The 22,393-nt window shown below is 32.7% G+C and carries 18 protein-coding genes; 10 read left to right on the forward strand and 8 right to left on the reverse strand.

What is annotated here, in order from left to right:
* Positions 1–43: 43 nt before the first annotated feature.
* Positions 44–382, reverse strand: coding sequence for a preprotein translocase subunit SecG (gene secG / locus ACLHDG_RS01720; RefSeq protein WP_415407270.1), 339 nt, complete (start codon positions 380–382; stop codon positions 44–46).
* Between the two features lie 180 nt (positions 383–562).
* Between secG and ACLHDG_RS01725 the strand changes: the two genes are divergently transcribed.
* The 5 genes from ACLHDG_RS01725 to ACLHDG_RS01745 all read left to right on the forward strand — a co-directional run bounded on the left by ACLHDG_RS01725 (position 563) and on the right by ACLHDG_RS01745 (position 6,214).
* Positions 563–2,161, forward strand: coding sequence for an McrB family protein (locus ACLHDG_RS01725; protein ID WP_415407271.1), 1,599 nt, complete (start codon positions 563–565; stop codon positions 2,159–2,161).
* A gap of 5 nt (positions 2,162–2,166) precedes the next feature.
* A complete protein-coding gene (locus ACLHDG_RS01730; protein ID WP_415407272.1) occupies positions 2,167–3,384 on the forward strand; it encodes a 5-methylcytosine restriction system specificity protein McrC in 1,218 nt (405 codons plus the stop codon).
* Between the two features lie 3 nt (positions 3,385–3,387).
* Positions 3,388–4,485: a DNA (cytosine-5-)-methyltransferase gene (gene dcm, locus ACLHDG_RS01735; protein WP_415407273.1), complete on the forward strand. Its 1,098-nt coding sequence runs from the start codon at positions 3,388–3,390 to the stop codon at positions 4,483–4,485.
* 81 nt (positions 4,486–4,566) lie between these two features.
* Positions 4,567–5,229, forward strand: coding sequence for a hypothetical protein (locus ACLHDG_RS01740; RefSeq protein ID WP_415407274.1), 663 nt, complete (start codon positions 4,567–4,569; stop codon positions 5,227–5,229).
* A gap of 193 nt (positions 5,230–5,422) precedes the next feature.
* Positions 5,423–6,214 carry an NERD domain-containing protein gene (locus ACLHDG_RS01745; protein WP_415407275.1) on the forward strand — a complete coding sequence of 264 codons (792 nt, stop codon included), beginning with the start codon at positions 5,423–5,425 and terminating at the stop codon, positions 6,212–6,214.
* 79 nt (positions 6,215–6,293) lie between these two features.
* On the opposite strand, the gene avs4 is transcribed toward ACLHDG_RS01745, so the two are convergent.
* The gene (gene avs4, locus ACLHDG_RS01750; RefSeq protein ID WP_415407276.1) at positions 6,294–11,030 is read right to left on the reverse strand and encodes an AVAST type 4 anti-phage nuclease Avs4; all 4,737 of its coding nucleotides are present in this window, start codon (positions 11,028–11,030) and stop codon (positions 6,294–6,296) included.
* A gap of 287 nt (positions 11,031–11,317) precedes the next feature.
* Between avs4 and ACLHDG_RS01755 the strand changes: the two genes are divergently transcribed.
* Complete coding sequence (locus ACLHDG_RS01755; RefSeq protein ID WP_415407277.1) at positions 11,318–11,626, forward strand: helix-turn-helix domain-containing protein; 309 nt, start codon at positions 11,318–11,320, stop codon at positions 11,624–11,626.
* The gene (locus ACLHDG_RS01760; RefSeq protein ID WP_415407278.1) at positions 11,623–12,894 is read left to right on the forward strand and encodes a type II toxin-antitoxin system HipA family toxin; all 1,272 of its coding nucleotides are present in this window, start codon (positions 11,623–11,625) and stop codon (positions 12,892–12,894) included. Before ACLHDG_RS01755 ends, ACLHDG_RS01760 begins: the two co-directional genes overlap by 4 nt.
* 131 nt (positions 12,895–13,025) lie before the next feature.
* Here ACLHDG_RS01760 and ACLHDG_RS01765 read toward each other — a convergent pair whose 3' ends face one another.
* The 4 genes from ACLHDG_RS01765 to ACLHDG_RS01780 all read right to left on the reverse strand — a co-directional run bounded on the left by ACLHDG_RS01765 (position 13,026) and on the right by ACLHDG_RS01780 (position 16,586).
* Positions 13,026–14,066, reverse strand: coding sequence for a RepB family plasmid replication initiator protein (locus tag ACLHDG_RS01765; protein ID WP_415407279.1), 1,041 nt, complete (start codon positions 14,064–14,066; stop codon positions 13,026–13,028).
* 694 nt (positions 14,067–14,760) lie between these two features.
* Entirely contained in the window at positions 14,761–15,762 is a 1,002-nt protein-coding gene (locus tag ACLHDG_RS01770) for a relaxase/mobilization nuclease domain-containing protein (RefSeq protein WP_415407280.1), read from the reverse strand.
* Positions 15,695–16,006 (reverse strand): plasmid mobilization protein, encoded by a 312-nt coding sequence (locus ACLHDG_RS01775; protein WP_415407281.1) that lies wholly within the window; start codon positions 16,004–16,006, stop codon positions 15,695–15,697. Before ACLHDG_RS01775 ends, ACLHDG_RS01770 begins: the two co-directional genes overlap by 68 nt.
* A 7-nt stretch (positions 16,007–16,013) precedes the next feature.
* Positions 16,014–16,586 carry a hypothetical protein gene (locus ACLHDG_RS01780; RefSeq protein ID WP_415407282.1) on the reverse strand — a complete coding sequence of 191 codons (573 nt, stop codon included), beginning with the start codon at positions 16,584–16,586 and terminating at the stop codon, positions 16,014–16,016.
* Between the two features lie 425 nt (positions 16,587–17,011).
* Between ACLHDG_RS01780 and ACLHDG_RS01785 the strand changes: the two genes are divergently transcribed.
* The 3 genes from ACLHDG_RS01785 (at position 17,012) to ACLHDG_RS01795 (ending at position 20,624) form a co-directional block, all read left to right on the forward strand.
* On the forward strand, positions 17,012–18,022 hold the full coding sequence (locus ACLHDG_RS01785) for a hypothetical protein (RefSeq protein WP_415407283.1): 1,011 nt from the start codon (positions 17,012–17,014) through the stop codon (positions 18,020–18,022).
* Positions 18,023–18,185: 163 nt separating this feature from the next.
* The gene (locus ACLHDG_RS01790) at positions 18,186–19,472 is read left to right on the forward strand and encodes a carbohydrate porin (protein ID WP_415407284.1); all 1,287 of its coding nucleotides are present in this window, start codon (positions 18,186–18,188) and stop codon (positions 19,470–19,472) included.
* An 81-nt stretch (positions 19,473–19,553) separates the two neighbouring features.
* The gene (locus ACLHDG_RS01795) at positions 19,554–20,624 is read left to right on the forward strand and encodes a hypothetical protein (protein ID WP_415407285.1); all 1,071 of its coding nucleotides are present in this window, start codon (positions 19,554–19,556) and stop codon (positions 20,622–20,624) included.
* A 246-nt stretch (positions 20,625–20,870) separates the two neighbouring features.
* On the opposite strand, the gene ACLHDG_RS01800 is transcribed toward ACLHDG_RS01795, so the two are convergent.
* Together ACLHDG_RS01800 and ACLHDG_RS01805 are read right to left on the reverse strand one after the other, a co-directional pair.
* Positions 20,871–21,146, reverse strand: a complete 276-nt coding sequence (locus ACLHDG_RS01800; RefSeq protein ID WP_415407286.1) for a helix-hairpin-helix domain-containing protein — start codon at positions 21,144–21,146, stop codon at positions 20,871–20,873.
* A 200-nt stretch (positions 21,147–21,346) separates the two neighbouring features.
* Entirely contained in the window at positions 21,347–22,327 is a 981-nt protein-coding gene (locus tag ACLHDG_RS01805) for an ArdC family protein (RefSeq protein WP_415407287.1), read from the reverse strand.
* Positions 22,328–22,393: the final 66 nt, after the last annotated feature.

The raw sequence follows: 22,393 nt of genomic DNA on the forward strand, positions 1-22,393 counted from the left end.
TATACTGGTAGGAAAGCGGAAGGAAGTTTTCCTTAATAAAGTATCAATTACCTATTGGTGCAGCCGGTGCTACAGGTGTTGTGCTTCCCGTCGTTGGTACAGCTGGAACAGCAGCATTGTTCTCAGGGACAATAGTGTCAGCAACTGATGCTGAGTTTTGTGAAGTATAAAAATACCCTAGTACTAAAGTATTTACGATAAAAGCAAACGCAAGGGTAAAGGTAAGTTTTGCAAGAAAACCTGTTGGACCTTTTGCACCAAAAACAGATTCGTTACTTCCACTGTATGCGCCAAGACCAATGCTTGAACTTTTTTGCAGAAGTACTGCGATTGTAATTGCGATAGCGAGTACGATTTGTACGATTAAAAGTGTTGATGTCATCTATGCCTCTTTTTGCTTTGAATACCCCAAACGCAATGTAAAATAGTTTGTCTATTATATCTAAACTGTATTGAGATATTCAAATGTCAATTCATATTATAAAATCGTTGGAATATTTTATTGTCTCTATGGTAAGCTTATTGTATGTTTAACAAAAAATCTATATTAAATTGAGAAACAATGGCAAAATACCTTTCTACAGACAGCATTATTCAATCCTTAAAATATTTAAACAAAGATGAAATGTCTAATGCTAGTATTTTTTTTATTTTTTTAGTTATGAAAAGGCTTGGAATCACTAAAATTAGTTTTGTGAATCAAGACATCTTAAAAGAGGGTCTACCTTTTATATTTAACCTAGGCTCAATATACTCCCCCCAAGAAAATGCACCTAAGAACAATAATTTTATATATCCATTCGCAAATCAATATTTAAAAGGATCTCCTGGAGAATCTATTGAAAAATGGGCCTCGGGTAGACTGAAAAATAATGTTTTAGGTGGGGCAACAACATGGAGACCTCTTGTTAACGAGGATACAGCTACAAAAAAGCTAAAGTTTTCATTTCAATATGTTGAAGAAATAGAAAAACTTTGTATTAAAGAAAAAAAAGTGAATATTTTAGCATTAGCAATTTGGAGTGCTAGATTTGATGAATTTAATGAAGAAATGCATGAAGATTTGTTTGTCAAAGCATTTAAGCAATTATATAAAATTAGCAATGATGAGTATGAGAATCTTTTTTTCGTTGACAAGGAAGGGTTGTCTCTACATTTCAAGGAAGAAAAGCCTGATTATGTAGAAATAAGAAAATTTATTGATAATGGCTCAGTTATGGGTGACGAATGGTATGAAGTTGAAAATTTAAACAAGGAGAAACAAATAATGAGTAGTGACACAGCAGGAATTAAAATGAATCAACATAAAGTAAAAAACCTAACAGAGGACAAACTGCTTGAACTTTTTGATATTAGTCATCAAATTATATTAAGTGGGCCTCCTGCCACATCCAAATCTTTTATAGCAAAAAGTATTGGAAGTAATTTTAAGAAAGTTTTCCATATGCAATTCCACCCTCAAACAAGTTACAATGAATTTATCGGTGGATATAAAGTGAATGGTTCGGATGTTGAGTATAAAGAAGGTGTTTTACTAAAAATAATAAATGAAATTAATGATGATGGAAATCCTTCTCATCGATATCTACTCATAATTGATGAAATAAATAGAACAAATTTAAGTCAAGTTTTTGGAGAAGTAATTCAGTGTCTTGATAGAGACTATTCCGTCAGACTAACAACTAAAAATAACGAATCTGTTAATTTCTCATTGCCAAAAAATTTATTTATAATTGGTACTCAAAACTCAAGTGACAGAACGCTGGGAAGTATGGACTTTGCACTCAAACGAAGATTTTTGAAAGTAAATATTTATCCAGATTCTGATTTACTTTTAAGTCTATGTTCGGGTCAAGACAACATGAATAGTATTTTATCTAATCTGCTACACAAAATAAATGAAAACTTGCTTCAAACTACCAAGAATATTGATTTTCAAATAGGACATGCACTTTTCTTAGATACAGACGAAGTGGATGCTGAAGGAAAGTTTGTATGGACTTATTCTAAACTTGAAAAAATATTTAATTACAAAATTCTACCTATAGTGATTGATTTTTGTTACAATGACTTTTCATTGGTAGATGAAGTTTTAGGTGAATTATCTCAACTCCTACAAGGAGAAGAATTTCAGCTTACTATAGAGGCGTATGTTAAATAAAAAATATGGAAAAACATGTAATAGCAGAAAATAGCAAAATCAGAATAAATCATACAGATATTGAGATTGCCAAAGAACTGCTGGAGGAAACTGATGGTGCATATTTCTCTATAGATGGAGAGAATATAGTTTTCAAACCATATATTGTTGGAGAAATAAGAATAGGTGATACATATATTTTGATAAATCCAAGGCATGAAGCATACGGTATATCTGATATATTTGCTATGGCCACATATATTGATACGGGATCCTTAAATTCATCATCACTTGCAAATAATTATGAGTCAGGAGACTATGGTGTTGAGACAATATATGTTGAATTTATTGCAATTGTTAAAAAATTAGTAAATTATGGGTTGACTGGGGATTTTCAGACAAAGCATAATTTTTCTCATAGTGTTTCTGGTGATTTGGATTTTGAGAAATACGTTAGGCAAACTGTACCGATGACGGGAATACCCAATGTATATCAAAATTATGATATCAACACGAGATACAATCAATTAATTAAGTCTGCAATAAAAAAAATGCTAACTCAGGTTGATGATACAAGCAAGAAAGAGTTGTTGCATATATTTGAATATTATAAAAATATTGATGAAGTAATTATTAATGAAGACTTATTGGATAAAAAAGATTTTGTATACTATGGAACAAATCCACATTATGATTTGGCACTAGAATATGCATATGCAATTTTAAAGAATTTAAAAATCAAGTATCACAATGGTTCAATTGAGTATTACTCTTTTTTATATAATTCAAATAATTTATTTGAAGAATATATTTTAGTAATATTGAAAAGTGAGAAAAAGTTTGCTGCGAACAAGTGGATGTCACCCAAGCCGTTTGCTCTAATTGAGCACAAAAGCGAAGAATCAATCAAATCATATTCACCAGATATCTTAATAAATTATGTTGATTCGTTAAATGGTGCGCTAGCTGTATTTGATGTTAAAAATAAATTTTTTAACCCTGACACAGTGAAATTGTCTGATAGTGTTAACAATGGAGATATATATCAGTTACTATTTTATTTTGCAAGATTAAAAACTTCTGTAGGAGGATTAATATATCCTGCAAAGAAAAGATATGAGCCAATAAGAATGGTACTGGGTGATTATTCAGAAGAAATGTTTTTTGTATCAATTGATATGTCTAAGAGTTTGAAAGATAGACATGACACTTTAATAAATGATATAATTAGCATAATAAGGTGAGAAATGGAAAAATATAAATACATTGATTTGTTTTCAGGAATAGGTGGGATGAGAATTCCTTTGGATAGGAGAGGCCATGAATGTGTTTTCAGTTCAGAGGTTGATAAATTTGCAATACAAGTGTATGAGCATAATCATAAAGACAAAGTATCTGGCGATATTACAAAGATTAAATCTTCTGATATCCCTCATTTTGACATACTAATGGCTGGTTTTCCATGTCAACCATTTAGTTTTGCTGGTGCGAAAATGGGATTTGAAGATAAAGCTAGAGGCACCTTGTTTTTTGAGATAGCACGTATTCTGAAAGACAAGCGTCCCAAAATGTTTCTACTTGAAAATGTAAAGGGTTTCAAGTCACATGATGGTGGAAAAACCTTGGCTACTGTTGAGGAGTCATTGGAAGAACTGGGGTATGAAGTGCATCATACAATATTGAATAGTCATCATTTTGGAGTTCCTCAAAAGAGAGAACGATGGTATTGTGTAGGCTTTGACAAGAGAGTAGATTTTACTTTTCCAGAAGGAGATAGAAGGGGGACTTTGTTAAAAGATATTATAGATACTAATGAAGATAATCCAAAATTGAAGCTCTCTGATTTTGAAGTAGACAGAATTAAATTTCATTTTGAATCTGATGATATACGGGTTAAGCATGATAATTCTCAGTATGCTCCACATACAAAAAAAGGAAAGCATGGTGTATTTTCATTTCTAAAGCCGGATGGGGCTTTAAGGTTTCATATTGGTGATGCATCAAAAACACAAATTCAAGAAGCTTATTATGTATCGTTGAGTAGTGTGGCACCAACAATCATTGCGACTAGAGAACCTAAGTTGTGGGATTTAAAAAGAAGATTGTCTGTTAATGAATGTCGAAAGCTACAAGGCTTTCCAGAGGAGTTTCAGTTCAATGTATCAGATGCCCAAGCAAAAAAACAGTTAGGAAATTCTGTTGCAGTGCCTGTGATTGATGAGATAGTTCATTCTATGATTGAAGCATATAAAGCTGATGTTACACCAAAAACAGCTAGTTTATGTGATTTCAGTGATGACTTTATCTCGACATTGAATAGTAGCTCCGTACAGGTAGCCATTTAGTGGAATACACCTATTGTGGACATCTAGGAGGAGATGTTGAAAAATAGAAGGCTTTTAGACTTAAAAAGGTTCTACTCTATAATGGAAGTATTGGAAAAGAAAAATATTCAAAAAAAATTATTATCAAATTCTAATGGACGACAAAAATGGCATAACAGAGGAGTATATTTCTTTTTTGAGTCAAACCAAAAAAGAAGTGATTCTGGTGATGGACTTCGTGCAACAAGAGTTGGCACTCATGCATTAAAATATAATTCAAAAACAACATTATGGAATAGACTTTCTCAACATAAAGGAACAGCTAAAAGTGGCGGAGGAAACCATAGAGGATCAATTTTTAGACTACTTATTGGAACAGCAATAATTCAAGAGAACAATTTAAATTTTTCAACATGGGGTCAAGGAAATACTGCTTCAAAAGATATTAAAAAAGGTGAACTTCAATTAGAACAATTAGTTAGTCAGACTATTGGTAAAATGCCTTTTTTATATCTATCCATAAATGATGAGGCAACACCAAGAAGTCTTCGTGGATACATAGAAAGAAATAGCATTGCACTTTTAAGCAATTATAATAAAGAAGTGCTAGATGCTGCTTCAAAAGATTGGCTAGGACATAAATGTGCTAGAGAGAAAGTTAATAAATCTAATTTATGGAATCAAAATCATGTAGAAGAAGTTTACGATTCAAATTTTTTAGATATTTTTGAAAAGCTTGTAGCTGAAATGAGTGTAAATGAATAACAAGTATGAAAATCTTAATACTAACCCGTAAGTGGGTTAGTATTGCGCATGACAAAAATTATATATAACATTGAAATTGATATACTACTAACATATTAAAACATACTGGAACACTCAGTTCTAATTGAAGTTCACTATAAATTAAAATAGGCATATCGTATATTCCAATAATTAAATCATAAAGGTTATTCACATGATTGACTTGTCAGCAGTATTTTCCCCTCTCGTATCAATGATAGTTCAAAATTGGTATTTTGTATTGATAGTATTAATTATTCTTTTTTTTAGAACACCATTTGGTAAAGGTTTTGCAGGTGAAATACTTGTCAATTTTGCCGTGAATTTACGATTAGATAAAGATAAATATCATCTCATTAAAAATGTAACTCTACCCACGGAAGATGGCACTACTCAAATTGATCATGTTGTTGTATCTGAATTTGGTATTTTTGTCATTGAAACAAAAAATATGAGAGGTTGGATTTTTGGTGGCGAGAAACAAAAGACTTGGACTCAAAAAATATATAAATATTCAACAAAATTTCAAAACCCTTTACATCAAAACTACAAACATACAAAAATAATAGAGTCAACTCTTGATATCGACCCTAGTAAATTATTTTCTGTTGTCGTGTTTGTAGGTGACAGCACCTTTAAAACAGAAATGCCAAAAAATGTAACTTATGCAGGGGGTTTAATTAATTATATTAAATCTAAAACAGAAAAAGTCTTATCTCAAAAAGAAGTTGAAAAAATTATTTCAATGATAGACTCAGGTAGATTATCTAGAACGTTAAAAACACATAGAGAACATGTTAAACATGTTAAAAATATAGTCAAAGAAAAAAAGAATAATAACGCATGTCCCAAATGTGGAAGTGAATTGGTTTTACGTGTTGCAAAGAAAGGCATAAATAAAGGAAATGAATTTTATGGATGTAGTAGTTATCCCAAATGTAGGCATACTGCATTAGTAAATTTATAAAGTAACCAAGTAACCAAGTAAATAATTAGATATGATTCAGCCCCACGTTTTTTTCATTAAGCCTATTTTACTCTTACTTCTAAACTATACTTTCTCTTAACATATAGCCAATTGTAGAACCCTTTTCAATTAAGAAATTCAATATTACAATAAGATTATTTTTTAATTCTTTGGTTTTCTTAATCTTCTCACGATTTTTAAAAGTATATTTTCTAACAATATTTTCTATATAATAAATAGTATTGGTTTCAAGTTTCTTATTCACATAATCTTTATTTTTATCTAACATAATAGAAATCCAAATTACACCATCATCTATATATGGACTTCCAATATTATTAAGCAATTTTGAAATAGAATATAAAGCGGATGGACAATGACCAATCGTATTAGAAACCTCTTTAAAAAACTTTTTGTTTTTATCTTTTAGTGAGTGCCAATCTTTCGTAGTTTTTTTCCATGAGACTTGAGCAAAAAGGTAGCTTTTTATAATTTCTTCTACATACCAATATCCATCACCATCTTTACAAATTTCAAATATTTTTTCTTTAAAAATATCCCAAACTAACCAAAAATTATCATATGTATTTAAATAGTCTTCTGCTGAGACAAATTCTTTAAATAAATCAGCAATAGATTCAGACTTATTAAAATTATCAAGAAATGGTTTTAAATAATCTTGGATTTCATCTTGAGGTGCATTCAAAACAAAGTAAGCATATGTTTTTAAAAAATCATGTCTAGTTGTATAGTCTATCTTTTCATCGCTGTCATCAGAAAGTATTTTATTTGCAAAAGCAGAAGTAATTATTTTAACAACTTTCTTGTGATCTTCATTATCTGTTTTTTGAGGAATTAATTGAAATGCTATTTTTAGAGTATGCAAATCAAACCTATCAATATCTTTTATACTATTTAGCTCTAATTTACATTCAATAATATTTTGTAAATTTTCCTCATTTTCTTCAAGAAATTTCCCCATTATATGATTATTTGAAGATTTATAAATACCGTTGTTATAATTTTCTTGTCTGGTTTTTTCTCTTAGTTCATCATATATTGGTTTAAGTAACAAATATCCTAATAGTAATGATTGGGCATCGTTAAAACTTTCTTCCCATTGTTTATGGATAGCCATAATTGAAAAAATACTAAAACTTTCATCTTGAAGAAAACCACCTACACGTTCCTCTTTGAATAGACTTAGTAGTAAAATAATTTTTATATCTTCTTTATTTTCTGGAAATATTTTTAATAAAGTTGGAAGTAATGAAATTGCCTGTTGTACCCCATCTGATACTTGATATCTATAATCTGATTGCAGGGATGATATTGATATCTTCAAAATAACATCTCTACAAAATAATTTTTCTTCTTCATCTAATTCTTCAATATGATCTTGCAAAACAACAGAGCAAACATAAGCAGGGATAGAATGATTAAGTAAATAGAAGTTTTCATCGTCTGAATGTTGCATTTTTAAATAATCAGGAGAATTTATTGTATTTAATTTTTCAATAATATCTTTCACTTCCTTGAGAGCAAATTTGGGATTAGATTCATACTGATCATATTGCTTGTATTGCTCATTTTTGTGAAACTTATAGTCAGCCCAAATTTTTAATGAACTGTATTTCATAAATTCAGAATTTGTTGCTAAGGATTTTTCGCTGTACTCTCTTAAGTCAGAATCAATCTCTGGATTAAATTGAATCAGGATACCTTCATCAGTTTTTTCAGTTGCAATATTCATCTTTCTCTTGTCCATTCTAGCAAGAAAAAGTCTCCATGTTTTATCTGACCCAGTTTGCTTCGTTTCTGGTGGTAAATCTTTATAGTAATTATCTAATATATCCCAGAGTTCCTTTTGTCTTTTTTCTGATTCTGTATCGCTAACTTCTTCACTCCTAAAATATTGATAGTTTAAAAAAATATTTTCTAAAGTTGATTTACGATGTTTATCGTCACATGTTTTAATTCTTTCTTCGTCATAAAATTCATTTGTATTGGCACCCATATTTTTACCAATCGAGTACAAAGATTTAGCACTTTGATCAGAAACTAGTCTGGTGGTGTCTTGAAGAATAAACTCTTTTGTTTTAAAAAGAATTTTAGCGATATTAAATGTTTTATCAGGATAAGCCAAAACGACACTTGCAACCACAGAAGAAATTGATGCTGACTCTGAATGCCTAAGAAGATAAAGTAGCCAATTTTCTAGTACGCTAGATTCAACTATTTTTCCTATTTCTAAAAAATATTTTTCTAAAGCCATATGAATAGATTGGAGTAAGCCTGGGCTAATAGGTGAGCTTGTCCCTCGATACATATTCCAAAGACAATGACTTATATGTTGTTTTTGGGTGGTCTCATTATCTATTTGAACTTCAACACTTTGTACAGTTCTATCAAAATTAGAACTAGCATATTGTTGTATTGATTTATTAGTAAATTCCAAAATAAAATCAACCGTTTCTTTTAAAGAAAATTGGAGTAACCAATAAATCGGTGTTTGATATGCACTTGCAGGGTGATATTCGAAATGATATTTTTCTAATCCAAAATAATGTTCTATATCTAAGTCAGAATGATAAGATGAATCTTCTTTTTCTTGTGTATAAAACCAAAATAAGTCTGCAAATTTTAGAACGTATTCTGGAAGAACTTTAGAAACAGATATCCCTTCCATCTTTGTTAACATAAATTTTGATAAATCATAATAAGGGTCTCTGTGATTTTTCCATTTGTTTTTTAGAATTTCTTCAAAAATATCTTTTAGTTCATCTTTAATTTCAGAAGCACCATAAAGTATAGTTATAAAAAGGTCCTTTTGGATGTTATCACGAGAGTAATAAGTATTCTCTTTAATAATCCATTGATAAAGTTTTAAAGCAATAAGGCTTGAAAACCTTGTTGTTTCTCCTTCTCTAACTTTATTATTCCAATCATATGCTACAGGTAAAATAAAATTAATGTTTTTAATACCAATAACTCCTATATTATCATCTACAAATTTTATTACACTCTCCCATCCTTGACCTTTTGGTTTAGTTAAGACATGTTTCAATGAGAATAAATTTAGGTTTTTAATTCCTAATTGTTTAAAAAAATCATCATCAACCTCTTTACAGGCGATTCTCAATATAAAGGTAATTCTTTTTAATAATTCTTGCTCATTTTTTAGTAGTTCATCTTTAAAAAACTCAAAAAAGACTTTTGAATAATTTGATAGTAAAATAGATACCAGTATTTCATCTTTCCAAAATGGCTCAATCTCTGTACTTTCAAAAACGCTTTCAATAAATGTTTTAATATCATCTTTTTCTAATAAAAGTTTTTCTGATATCCAGTTTCTAAAACTTCTTCTAATGGGAAGAGACTGCCCAATTTTATTAAAGAAATTTTGTTCACTTGATTTTCTTATAAATTCACTTTCAATTATTTTCTCTAATGCCCACTCTTCATAAATATCATGTGTAATAAAATAGCCCGCTTCTTCATAACCTAATATCCCGTCTTTTACTAATTCATCAAGAATAACTGACTCACAATTTGGACTTATAAAAAATTGCCCATTATTTGCTCTTTCAAGTGCAACTTGTAAAAAGCACCGTTCTCTTTCGGGCTTAGATTTTTTTATATTTTTTATCCACAACCTTGTTTTGAAATCACTATAATTTAGGTCATCTGTTTCACTGTAAAACTTTAAATATTCGTTTAAATAGAATGGGTTTCTTATTAGTTCTAAGAGTTTTTCATCTTTTGGCAATGAAAAAGATTGTTCCTCTGAGATTGTCCTAAGCTCTTCTAATCCCAAGTTATTGATATTTATGTTTAGTGGTGCAATATTATAAATTTCAAAAAATTGATAGTTTAAATCCTCTAAATAATGATTTCTTGTTGTAAAAATTACTTTCCAGTTTTCTCTTATTAGAACTGATAAAAACTCTTTAAATGGGTCAGAGTTCTTTAAATCTAATAGCTTTTCAGAAGAATCAATAACAATAATTTTACTATCTAGATCTTTATGAGCTTCAATAAAGTTGTCAAAACTAAAGCCTGAAAATAAATCGTTTAGACGGTTTAATTCAAATTCACTTGCCTTAAATACATAAAAAGGAATTCTTTCTGTTAGTTGTTCATATAGTTTTTTGATAAGTACTGTTTTACCAACACCACCAACACCGCTTAATATTGAAATTTGTTTAGATTTGTCTTTGATTTTTTGAATATCATCACTTCTATCAATTTCAAAATACTGACCTTTGTAAGTAATGCTGGTTTGTATTTGATTTAAAATATTTCCAGTATGTTTTTGTTGCTCTATTACTACATCAAAAAAACTTTTATCCAACGAAAAGAAATGTTTTGAAAAAATTTCATTTTCAACAGAAACAAATTTAGACTCAAAATAACTAGCAGTTCTCCATTCTAGTATAATATTTAGTTCTTTTGCTTTTTTTTCAATCTCTATTAAGCCTTTTGGTTTTCCCCCTTTATATTGTCCCCATTCTTTATTAGTATAAAAAATCAATTTTGTAATATTAGAGTAATCTCTTTTTGCTTTTTCAATGGTAGTGAGCAACTCACCCTTATGACTAGAAAGCGAAGTATCATAAAACTTTGCTTGCCACCCTATTACTTCATTATTGACTTCAATAGGATTCGTTTCAATTGCTGATTGATTTTTATATCTGAAGATACCGTAAGGTTGATGATGCTCTTGTGAAAAAAGAAGATAACAGAACCATTCAAAGTTATTCTGTGGATTCTCACTAAATTTTGCTTTAAAAATTTCCCAGTTTGATTTAATCATATTTTTACTTATTTAATTTTTTATGTGTTTATTTCCCATTTAATTGATTATATCATACATCGTACCAAAAGCAACTCATACTGATATTATTCTTATTTAAAAATTTTATTATATATTTACTATTTTAAATAAATTAACTTTATATTTTATATATAACCTATTGTTTTTGATAAATTATATAAGAAATGATCCTGGGTGCTTCCAATTTTAATAAAAAATGATATAATTTATCTAAATAAGTAAATAAAATTAAAAAAGTATATTCAATTTACTACAAAGGATAAATTATGATTGAGCTTATGAGTCCTTACGATATTATGTCAAAATTTGTAAAAATTATAGAAAAAGAGAGAATTAGGCAAGGCTTAAGACAAAGTGATTTATATAATAAAGCTGGAATATCTTCATCTGCATATGCAAATTTCTTGAAAAAAAAGAATACATCTTTTGAAAACATTGTCAAACTATTATATGCACTAAATATGACTTCAAATATTGAAGGTTTACTTACATTTGAAAAGTATACATCTATTGAGGAAATTAGAACCCACCAAAAACGAGAAAGTAAAAAAAGAGTGAAAAAGGCATCCTCATGACATACACCCTTTCTGAAATAGATACATACATCCATGATCATCGAATTGGGACTTTAATATTACATGAAGGAACTATATATTTTGAATACGATAAAACATTTAGAAAACTAAATTTAGAAATATCACCTCTAAAACTTCATACATCAAAGATATCTCAATTGTATACGAATAAGGACAATAAAGGTTTATACGGTGGAATGCCAGGGGTTTTTTTTGATTCCCTGCCAGATAAGCATGGTATGGCATTTATTGATAGATACTTTGAAAGTAAAGGGCTTAGAGTTAGAGACATATCACTATTAGATAAACTTGCATTTATTGGGGATAGAGGTATGGGTGCCATTGAATATAGACCACAAGAGCACCAAGAGAGTGATGATATTGAAAGTGTTATGGATGCAAAAAAAGCATATGAAAACATGAAAGTCATTTTAAGCAGTAAAAATGAAATATGCTCTATTAGTGAATTAATGAATATTATTGACAGTGTGTCCCCTGTTGGTGGAGGTAGACCAAAAATGCTCATTACCTATAATAAAGAAATGAATAAAATTAAATTTAATAACAAAAATCTTGATAAAGGATATAGAAGATCAATAATTAAATTCGATGAAGTGTATTATGAAGATGAAAGTTTAGACTTTACTAAACTTGAATATTTATATATGCGAATGGCAGAAGAGTGTGGTATAACAATTCCACCTATTAAATTGTATCATGAAGACGGAAATCATCATTTGATTGTTGAAAGGTTTGATAGAGATGAATTCGATAATAAAATACATATATGTACTGCTTCTGGGCTAATGCACAAAGACATCTCTATTCCAAAAGTAATGTCATATGAGGAACTATTTGCATTCACATTACAGATTTGTAAAAATCAAGACACTATTAAAGAGTTATTTAGAAGAATGGTATTTAATGCCTTGTCTTTCAATTATGATGATCATGCAAAAAATTTTTCATTTATTATGAATACTAATGGGGATTGGGATTTAACACCTGCTTATGACCTCATATATTCTAAAGGATCAGCAACTGAACATATCACGACAATTAACGGAAAAGGAAAAAACTTCACACTAGAAGATTTCATTGTCATTGCAAAAAATCAGACTATCAATAAAAGCACCGTATTAAAGATTATTGATGAAATGTCTAATAAACTAAAAAATTTTGAGAGTAGAGCAAAGGAAATTGGTATTAACTCAGATCTTATAAAAGAATGTAAGGAAGATATAGATAATCAATTAGCTTTGTTATAACAACACATATAACTTTCTCAATATACTCACACAACTGCCAGTGAAAATGTCAGTAAATAATGCCCATTATCTACTGACACTTATATTCTAATTTATTGTACAGGCGCATTTAAATACGATGTAGCCGTATTTCATCTGCCATTTATTCCTCTTTTTTCATATTCCAATAGTTCACTAACTTCCATTCCTAAATAATCAAAAAGAAAAGTTGTATGGTTGTTCTTATACTCCAAATAAAACTCTTCCCATAGTGAGATACCTATATTTGTTCTTGCGGTCTTTAAACTACCTTTATGAGCCCATAAAATGTGTTTTTCATCTATCTCCTTACCATTTATCAATTTAGAAGTTAAAACATACTCATGTTGTTTTCTTTTCCACTCTATATTTATGCTGTCTTTTGCCATTTCAATAAGGGCAGCCTTAAATCGTTTGAATGGTAAAATTGTTTTATCATGGTAGATCTTAAATTTGTAATTTCTGGGTTTTCCATTCTTTGGCCTCTCTATTTTTGAAAGTGTAATTGTTAAGCTTGTATGTTTGTTGATGTCTTTAATAGAATTTCTAACAACATCTCTGTTAAAATCCTTGATATTTGTATATAAATCATGTAGTTGAAGAAAATCCCTTAATCTCTTTTCTGAATAATCTTGTGGCTGTCTTGTGTGTCCTGCCAATCTCCATTTAATGAGTTGGTAAAGAGGTAATGAATACATTTTCGTCAACCTGTTTATTTCGTCTAGATCTATCTTAGTATATTCAGTTAGATTTTTTAAGACCTCTCTAGTCAAATGAGAATTGAATTCTATTTCAAGAGAGTCTTTTCCTTTTTTTTCAACAGCAAATCCAGATATTAAGGTTGTATGATATTTATATTCTCTATTTTCAATAGTATTGTTAAATTTGAATCTTGTTTGATTTAATACATGTAATATATCAACTATATCTTCTCTTTTAGAAGTTCCCATTGCTCTGGCAATAGCACTTATAGACGTTTTAATCTTATTGTTTTGATACGCTTCTATATTTTGGTTCAATAATGTTCTTAAACAGACATCATATACCCTTTGGGATCGTGTCGTCAAAGAGGTATTTTTCCATATATCAATCAATAAATTGGGTTTGTTGAACTTTCCAGTTTCTTGCAACATTATAATTTCTTGTTTTTTCATTTTTGTTATTCCTGTAAACTTTCATAAAATTATTTTAACGCGATTAAATAGAAAAGTGGTAATTACTTTTTAAAAATGGCAATATTCCCACTTTTTAATGAACCTGTATACCTTTTGAGATATATGACACTTTTTCCCCACCTTTTGATTTTTAATATGACACTTTCTTACCACCTTTTTATTTTTATAGTCATCATTTAAGCCTCTATTTTAGGTATGTATCAAGGGATTGAGCAAAGAGGTGTAAATAAGAAGATATAAAAAAAGAGACAGATGTTAAAAAGAATTCTTTGTGGGTGGGGACTATGTAGGGCCAAGCCCTTAGAGATTTTTGGAAGAGAATTTGATTTTCGCTAGGGTTATTTTATTCTATACTTTTAGGTGTCTGAGGACTTTTGGCACGCCATTTCTCTAATGTATTAACCTTATCCTTGGCGCTGCCCTTAAAGGTCTTAAATCCTCTTCTAAGGTGTGTTGTCCTATCCGGACGGCCTCTTGGCCTTTAGGGAATGACTACGCGGGGCCTTGCCCCTAAAAAGGGAAAAAATATATTCCAAAATCTTTGATTTTTGCATTTTTCTTTTTTTGTTTTCTTTTTTGTTTTGTTGCTGGGCTTGCCTACAAAAGAAAAAAAGATTCTAAATAAAAGATGATCTTCTTAAAGATGTATATTATTTTTATATGAAATGAAATTCTAACCTTTTGGTTTTATCTTATTTTTATTCCTATTTTCTTGTATTGCTTTAGTGATTTCTTTTGGTGTATGCAGTATAGACTTTGTGGGATGTGAAGTGTCAGGTCTCCTCTTTTTCTTTGTTTTTAGTTGTGTATCTGTTTTTTTATAGAAAAGTTTTTGATTGTATTTGGAAGCTTTATCGATTTCCCCTTGCAGTGCTTTTAAAATTGTATGGATATTACTTAATTTTTCTGGTTCAGTATCCCACTTTTCTTTATAATACTTTCCCTTTAATCGTATTGCTTTAGTATCTTTCGTCTTAATGGAGATATACTCTTTGCCTATTCTTGTTATCTCATACCCGATTGATTTCAGCTCATAGATAAGCTCATCTCGATTTTTAAGGGCATTTCTTTCTATGAGTGATAGAAGGTAAGCGTCAAGCTTTTTTATGTGCTCATTCTTTGAGTATTTAACCATATCGTCCAATTGCAGTGTCTGTGCTTTTTTAGGGTCCATTGGATTAGAAAATTGGTATCTTGAGTTTATGTAATCTCGGAACAAAGAGAAGCGTCTTTGATCAACCCGATGGAAATAAGGATTGAAGGCTTTGTAGCTTGAAATTTCAACCCTTGGTATGACAAAGTTGAGTTCCAGCCTATTCTTATCCGTATGTTCTATCCATACGATGTTTCTATTCTCTTTTGCAATACCGGGGAAAATGGTCTCCTCAAAGAGGTCCATTATCTCTTCTTTGTGCTTAGCAGAAATATCTTTCTCTTCAAATGACAAACACCCTGACTTATACTTCTTTTTGGTGTTGAGTGATTGAATAAGGGAGAGTGTATAGTCTGCCTTGCCTCTTAATACTCTGCTTGTTCCCTCATGCACTCTATGGTTCAGGAGATAAGCAAAGGCACTCTTTCCGTTTCCGCTGCCATACTTAAAGAACTTAACCAGCATGGTGGTTGAACCTTTGGATGATGGCAGTGAGTTGTTTGTATGTCTGATTAATGCCATTCAGGGCAAATTGGTCAATCACTTTTTGTTCATTGACGTGTTTGGTTATCTGATTCAAGTTCACGCCTATCTTGTTTATTTCCTTGATAAGCTCTTGAATGCCTTTACATCTTTGTTTGATGGTAACATGTTGGACAGATTCTCTAATGAATTCAGAGTAGCTGTCATATCCTGCTTCATTCATTTTTTGAAACAGCAGGTCCTCAAAGGTCTCGTCACATCTGAAGTTGATTTTTTTATTCATTGACATGTTATACTCCCGGACCTGTTGGTCCTGTTAGTTTGGGTGTGGATGGCTTTTTACTCATTCCTCCAAAGGCATCACCTTTATCGTCACTGCCACTGTCACTGAAATCTGTCATCAGGTCCTGCACTCCTAATATGTCAAGCTCCTCCTTATGTATGTATGCATACATGTTTTGAACAAGAGAGATCAATATTCCTATGTTAAACCTCTCTACCTGTTTGACTTGAACTTTTGAAAGAGTCTGCTTAAGGTGTGTAAGGTTTTTAGTTGTTTGTGCCAACTCTTCAAGCTTTTCTAGTTCACCGCTGTTTCTGAGATACTCTGCTCTTTGAAGCAATCTATTGATGTTCTCTTGCTGGTGATCGGCTTCTCCTTCCAGTTCTGCTATCAAGCTGTTCTTTGTATCAATGTCCCTGTTTAAAATCTCTATGGTTGAAGATAAAGAGACGAACTCTTTGTTCTGTTCTATCATTGTCTCGATGCCTTGCATGCAAGCTTTGTTACTGTTGTTTGAGTGTGCTATGTATCCGAATAAGAATGCTCCCATTCCTATGCCTAATGTTATTGGGTCTACCATTTTTAATCCTTTGTATAAATTTTTTGTAAAGGGTCTGGGAATCCCAGCAAGATCGTATATACTATACGTGTCCTTGCTCTGGGAGAGACCCTTATTAGATTATAAAGGTCAAATTAAACATATCGTGTAATTGTCAGTTCGAATAAAAAATACTAATATCCAATGAAGTACACCACAAATTTATTGAGGTAAAGAAAAGATAGAAGACCTTATAAAACCATCCCATATAGAACATTTTATAACGTTTTCTATGGGAGGGTACATATTTATGGGCTACAAACGTCGCTACAGCGATAAACGTTATAAAATATGTTAGATTATAAGGTTTTAGATTACTACAAAAATAAATATTTTTTAGTTTATATTTCATTAAGTCTTTTAATTATATAATTAAAATGAATAAAGAAATATAAAAGGATTAAGAAATGAAAGATGAAATCAAAAATAATGCTATCGAAAATTCAGATCAAGATCAACAGGTCGTAAGCCCAGGGAACGTCGGTCGTCGAGAGTTCTTTAAAACGTCTGCTGGAGCAGCTGTAGTCGGAGCATCCGTACTTGCCGGTACTAGTGCGTTGGCCCAAGACGCGAAGCCGGGCAAGTTTGCAACCCCCGACTGGAAAACCCTCAAGCCGGGCGCGAAAGATACAGATCTTTACACGGAAGAATCAGGGTTTGACCACGACAATTCTGATGTGACCTGGTGGGCTGGGCGCAACATCTCGGGCGTGACGATCGGCTTGTGTCAGATACGCGCCAATCTGCCCATGATGCCGGGCAACATGGGCAATGCTACAACTTTTGACTTCCCAATGCTCTATCGTGAGATGAATGTGGACGACGCCATGGACGTCATGAAGCCCGAGATGACCAAGAACTTTGAGGATGGCATTGTTGAGGCCGCGAAGTGGCTTGAGTTACAGGGTGTGAGTGCCATTATGGGGAACTGTGGATTCTTCGCCCACTACCAGAAGGTGGTGCAAGACCGCATCGACACGCCTTTCTTCTCTTCCAGCCTGATGATGCTGCCGATGATGGTGCAGTCCTTGCCCCGCAACAAGAAGGTCGGCGTCCTTACCGCTAATGGACCACTCCTCGCAAGTGGCCAGGCGATGGAAAACTGCGGGCTGAGCCGCGAGCTCCAAGCGAGTCGCGTCGTGGTCGAAGGCCTTGAGAACGACCCTGAGTTCGCCCATGCCATGAACGCTGAAGGGAACTTTAACGCGAGTCGGATGGAAAGGGATGTTCTTGCGGGTATCAAACGGCTCCTTAAGAAAGACAAGGACATCGCAATGATCTTGCTCGAGTGTACCGAGCTTCCCCCGCACGCCGTCGCCGTTCAGAAACTGGCAAAAATGCCAGTGTGGGATTACACATCCTTGACGAACTGGATCTACTCAGGCTGTGTTCGCCGACCTTTCGTTGGGCATATTTAGCAAATTGGGCTCCCCTCGGCCTACGGTCGAAGGGCAGACCGCCCGGCGAATGGGGACCGGTCACCGGAGAAGAAAATCTGTGTAACTTCATGCCAGGCCCTTTAGGCATGTGCAGGTCGCAATACATCGGATTCGTTAAGTCCGTTACTAATGGGAGTAAAAAATGAACGTAAAATGGAAACAATCTAACAGATTTATATTAGGAGCAATGCTTGTGCTCTCATCGATTCAACCGGTGATAGCCGAAGAATCACAAGTGTTAGAAGATGACGGAATCTCAACTATCCAAAACTTTGCAGGACCTGGGTCAGTTTCGGGTCAGTTGGCAGATGATAAGAGGCTAAAAGGGTCATTGACTAATATTGATGCTCCACAAAGTTACCGTGACTGGAAAAAAGGTTTGCTCGAAGAACATGGCTTTGATTTTGCTGTAGATTACTCCGCTACGTATATTAGTGCGACCCATACAATGAATAATGATGATAACTTTGCAGGCGGAGTGATTCGAGCCTTCGGACAATGGGATTTGGTTGGTCGAGACTCTGGTAACACAGGTTCTTTTATATGGAAAATTGAGAACCGACATGGATATACTGACATTGCGCCCAACGGTGTAAAAAATGAAATTGGTTACGTAGGAGTAATTTCACCGACTTACAGTGATATTGGTACACGATTAACCAACTTGTATTGGAAACAGAAGCTTTATCAGGGTCGTATAGAAATTTTTGCAGGTATGATAGACGTAACCGACTTGGTTGATGTTTATGCACTTCCATCCCCATGGACCGGGTTTACCAACTTCGCATTAGCTACGGGAAGTGCAACGATGCCAACACCTGATGATGCTACACTGGGTGTTTACTTCAGTGCTATGCTTAGCGATGATGTTTATATCGCAACTGGTTTTGCCGACAGTAATGCAGATTCAACAGATCCATTCAACGGCTTCGACACTTTTTTTAATGACCATGAGTTTTTTAAGAGTATAGAACTGGGGATTGTGACTTCACGTGATCGTTTCTATCTTGATAACACACATATCACCTTCTGGCATGCAGATGAACGTAAAGAAGCGGGTGTGAATGATGGCTGGGGTGCCAGTTTTTCCTATACGCACTCGTTTGATGAGAAATGGATGCCATTCTTTCGTGGGGGATATGCTAAAGATGGCGGTTCATTTCTTCAGAAGTCTCTCAGTGCAGGATTTGGCTATCATTGGGGAGAGAATAACAGTCTTCTTGGTTTGGGATTCAACTGGGGAGAGCCAAATGAGGACACTTTCGGTTCCGGTCTTGATGACCAAACTTCCGTCGAACTGTTTACACGCCTGCAGGTTATGGAAAACTTTCAGTTGACTCCAGACATTCAGTACATTAAAAACCCAGCACTTAACACCGAAGCAGACGATAGTTGGGTTTTCGGACTCCGTGCCAGATTGATTTTTTAAATGTAGAGTGGGCAAGCATTGTTAGTATATAATGGACTGTAAGACAAACCTTTTTGTCTTACAGTCTAAAAAAGGTATTAAATGTTAAAAAAAACTTTTTTCACTCTTATTCTTTTATATTCTCTAGGTTCTATTTCATTACTCCAAGCCTCTAAATTAACTAGTAACCCAGGCACTATTGATGATCCCGTTGTTGTAAATGTTACCATGCTTCTTCTTAATGTTAATGAAATTGAAAGTGCCTCTCAAAGCTTTAATGCAAATGTTTTTTTTCAGTTAGAATGGCAAGATGATCGTTTGACTCACAGTGGAAAAGATATGCAAAAGTATAAACTCGATGATATTTGGCATCCAAATATGACATTTGCAAATGAAACACATTTGCGCCGGACTTTTCCACGTATTGCACATGTCTCTCCCTCAGGTCATGTTGTATTTATACAAAGAGTGGTAGGAGATTTCTCTCAAGCACTCAACTTATCAGAATTTCCATTTGATACACAAACGTTTGAGATTCTATTGGTAAGTGTAGGTGAATATGAGGAAAAAAAAATCATTATCAAACCTCTAAATGATCATGCCGGAGATCTTGCAGATACTTTTTCTCTTGCAGACTGGGATGTTGTTAATCATACTTTTGAAGCTCTCATATATCAACCTTTTAAACTAATGAATGGAGATCCTGCAGTTAGTTTTCAATTTACAGTTAACCGAAAAATAGGATACTATTGGCTTCATGCTATCTTACCTTTAGTCTTTATTGTTATTATGTCTATGCTTATTTTTTGGGTTCCACCAACACAAGCAGGTGTACAAATAGGTGTTTCAACTACTTCTATGTTGACGTTAGTTGCATATCGTTTTGCTATTGCTAGTTCCATTCCCCGAGTATCTTATTTAACCCGGTTAGACACATTTATACTTATATCAACGATTTTAGTCTTTTTTACACTTATCCACTCCTTATTGACAGCGCAACTGGTTGATAAAGGTAGGGAAAATTTAGCTATAAAACTTGATCGGACAAGTAGATTTCTTTTTCCTTTAATCTTTATCTTTAGTATAGTCTATCTACTTATACTTCCCCGTGATATAAACAATGAAGCTGATTGGTCTTTATTGATTCCTACATTAATGGGGATTTTTGGCTAACGAATCATTTAGTCTATTTGTTTTATAAGGGCATTATTGGACAGATAGAAGTACTAAGGGTGGCATGAAGCTCTCAAATAGAGTGAAAGAACTTTATGATACATACGAACAGACTGAGGAAAATAAGATTAGGGCAGAAATAAAAGTTGAAGATATAACAAAAACTGCACACTAATATCTTATTTTTGAAACCTTATAAAATATATAACATTATAAGGTTTTCGTTTTCTATAATAAGAAATTAGTTTAACCAAATTTTTTACGTTCGCTTGTAAACTCCCACCATACACAAGGTTCTCCACCTTCCATAAAATCAATAACTGACATAAATACATCAATAACACAAGGGTCAAATTGTTTACCAGTCTTTTCGCATAGTTTATTGTATAAGTCAAAAGCATTTTTACCTATTAAAGATTGAGGACTTTTAATATCAGCAATTTCTAAGTAGTTAGCCATTTTTTTACCAATATTTGGAAGATGTTCTAATTTGGATACTGTTTCACGATTCGGATTTTTCATTGTCTTTAAATCTCAATTATCAGTTTATTTTTATATTTTTAGTATATCGAAAACGTCTTGTTCTCAAAACCTTATAAAATATATAACTTTATAAGGTTTTCAATCTTTTCTTTACCTCAATAAATTTGTGGTGTACTTCATTGGATATTAGAGTTTTTTATTGAAAGTGAGATTAATGAATAAAAACGCTTTACATGAAGTCATGATACTTTTGGAACAGGCGTTTTAGAAGGTCTGTTATTCGACGGGATTGGCTGTTTTACTGTGGTGATATCGATAGGTTTGAATTCAATGTCCGGCATCTGTATTGCCCTTTTGGCAGCGACAATATCGTTTAGGCAGTTCACACCCTTGGTTGCATGTGAAGCGGCACTGTAGAGTACTTGGGGCTTTTCTTTTAATGCGGTAATCCATGATTTCAGATAGTCTGCCTGTTTTTTGCTATTAGGTGCAATGCCATGTTCCATGGATAAAAAAGCTGAACCCAGTTCTGCTATCAACTCTTCAAAAGCGTAGCTTTCATCACCAAAGACTGTATGCTTCTCAAACCTATCTAATCTTGACCTGTGCCCTGTTGCATGCGTCAATTCGTGAAAGTATGTCGAATAATATTCGTTTTCTGATTCAAATTCACCTGCTTGGGGCATAAAGACAACATCGTGTTCTGCTGAGTATGCAGGTGCTCCCATGAATTCATCAATCCCTATGGTTTCAATGTAATCACTGATAGGGTTGTTTTTATCAGAGGGTTTCACTTCAGGTTCATATTTTATATTCTCGGTCTGCTCCATATTGAATACATTATAGGCTTGCATTAAAAAATATCGATTGTTTTCCTCTTCACCTGTTGTTTTATTGAGTTTTGTTTGGTCAACGGGTTTCATAAAGAAGATTGGTGTTGATTTTGAACCCTTCTTTACCGACCCTCCCAGCTTTTTAATTTGATTGAAGGTCAGCCATCTTGAATCTTTAAATCCTTGACCCATAAGTGTCAGAATGTTCATGCCACTATATGCATTTTCTGTTTCAAAGTTTTTTGGCAAACTTGAACTCATTGACCATGACTTTGTCCATGGTTCTGTATCATTGTTTTCCAGCTTATGAATGAAATCTCCAACGATAGTGTTGTATTTGTCTCTTGCGGTTATTTTTTTATGTGGAGTATTTGTATTATTTTCCATATTTGTATTTCCTTTTTTTGTTTTAGAGGGTTGCACCCCCATAGATGATTTTAAAAGAAATTAATA

Origin of the sequence: Sulfurovum iocasae (genome assembly GCF_047716765.1) — a bacterium.
In the GTDB taxonomy this organism is placed as follows: Bacteria; Campylobacterota; Campylobacteria; order Campylobacterales; family Sulfurovaceae; genus Sulfurovum.

Coding starts and splice junctions, on each gene's coding strand:
- secG (WP_415407270.1), bottom strand. CDS start 382: ATGACATCAACACTTTTAATCGTACAAATCGTACTCGCTATCGCAATT.
- ACLHDG_RS01725 (WP_415407271.1), top strand. CDS start 563: ATGGCAAAATACCTTTCTACAGACAGCATTATTCAATCCTTAAAATAT.
- ACLHDG_RS01730 (WP_415407272.1), top strand. CDS start 2,167: ATGGAAAAACATGTAATAGCAGAAAATAGCAAAATCAGAATAAATCAT.
- dcm (WP_415407273.1), top strand. CDS start 3,388: ATGGAAAAATATAAATACATTGATTTGTTTTCAGGAATAGGTGGGATG.
- ACLHDG_RS01740 (WP_415407274.1), top strand. CDS start 4,567: ATGGAAGTATTGGAAAAGAAAAATATTCAAAAAAAATTATTATCAAAT.
- ACLHDG_RS01745 (WP_415407275.1), top strand. CDS start 5,423: ATGATTGACTTGTCAGCAGTATTTTCCCCTCTCGTATCAATGATAGTT.
- avs4 (WP_415407276.1), bottom strand. CDS start 11,030: ATGATTAAATCAAACTGGGAAATTTTTAAAGCAAAATTTAGTGAGAAT.
- ACLHDG_RS01755 (WP_415407277.1), top strand. CDS start 11,318: ATGATTGAGCTTATGAGTCCTTACGATATTATGTCAAAATTTGTAAAA.
- ACLHDG_RS01760 (WP_415407278.1), top strand. CDS start 11,623: ATGACATACACCCTTTCTGAAATAGATACATACATCCATGATCATCGA.
- ACLHDG_RS01765 (WP_415407279.1), bottom strand. CDS start 14,066: ATGAAAAAACAAGAAATTATAATGTTGCAAGAAACTGGAAAGTTCAAC.
- ACLHDG_RS01770 (WP_415407280.1), bottom strand. CDS start 15,762: ATGGCATTAATCAGACATACAAACAACTCACTGCCATCATCCAAAGGT.
- ACLHDG_RS01775 (WP_415407281.1), bottom strand. CDS start 16,006: ATGAATAAAAAAATCAACTTCAGATGTGACGAGACCTTTGAGGACCTG.
- ACLHDG_RS01780 (WP_415407282.1), bottom strand. CDS start 16,586: ATGGTAGACCCAATAACATTAGGCATAGGAATGGGAGCATTCTTATTC.
- ACLHDG_RS01785 (WP_415407283.1), top strand. CDS start 17,012: ATGAAAGATGAAATCAAAAATAATGCTATCGAAAATTCAGATCAAGAT.
- ACLHDG_RS01790 (WP_415407284.1), top strand. CDS start 18,186: ATGAACGTAAAATGGAAACAATCTAACAGATTTATATTAGGAGCAATG.
- ACLHDG_RS01795 (WP_415407285.1), top strand. CDS start 19,554: ATGTTAAAAAAAACTTTTTTCACTCTTATTCTTTTATATTCTCTAGGT.
- ACLHDG_RS01800 (WP_415407286.1), bottom strand. CDS start 21,146: ATGAAAAATCCGAATCGTGAAACAGTATCCAAATTAGAACATCTTCCA.
- ACLHDG_RS01805 (WP_415407287.1), bottom strand. CDS start 22,327: ATGGAAAATAATACAAATACTCCACATAAAAAAATAACCGCAAGAGAC.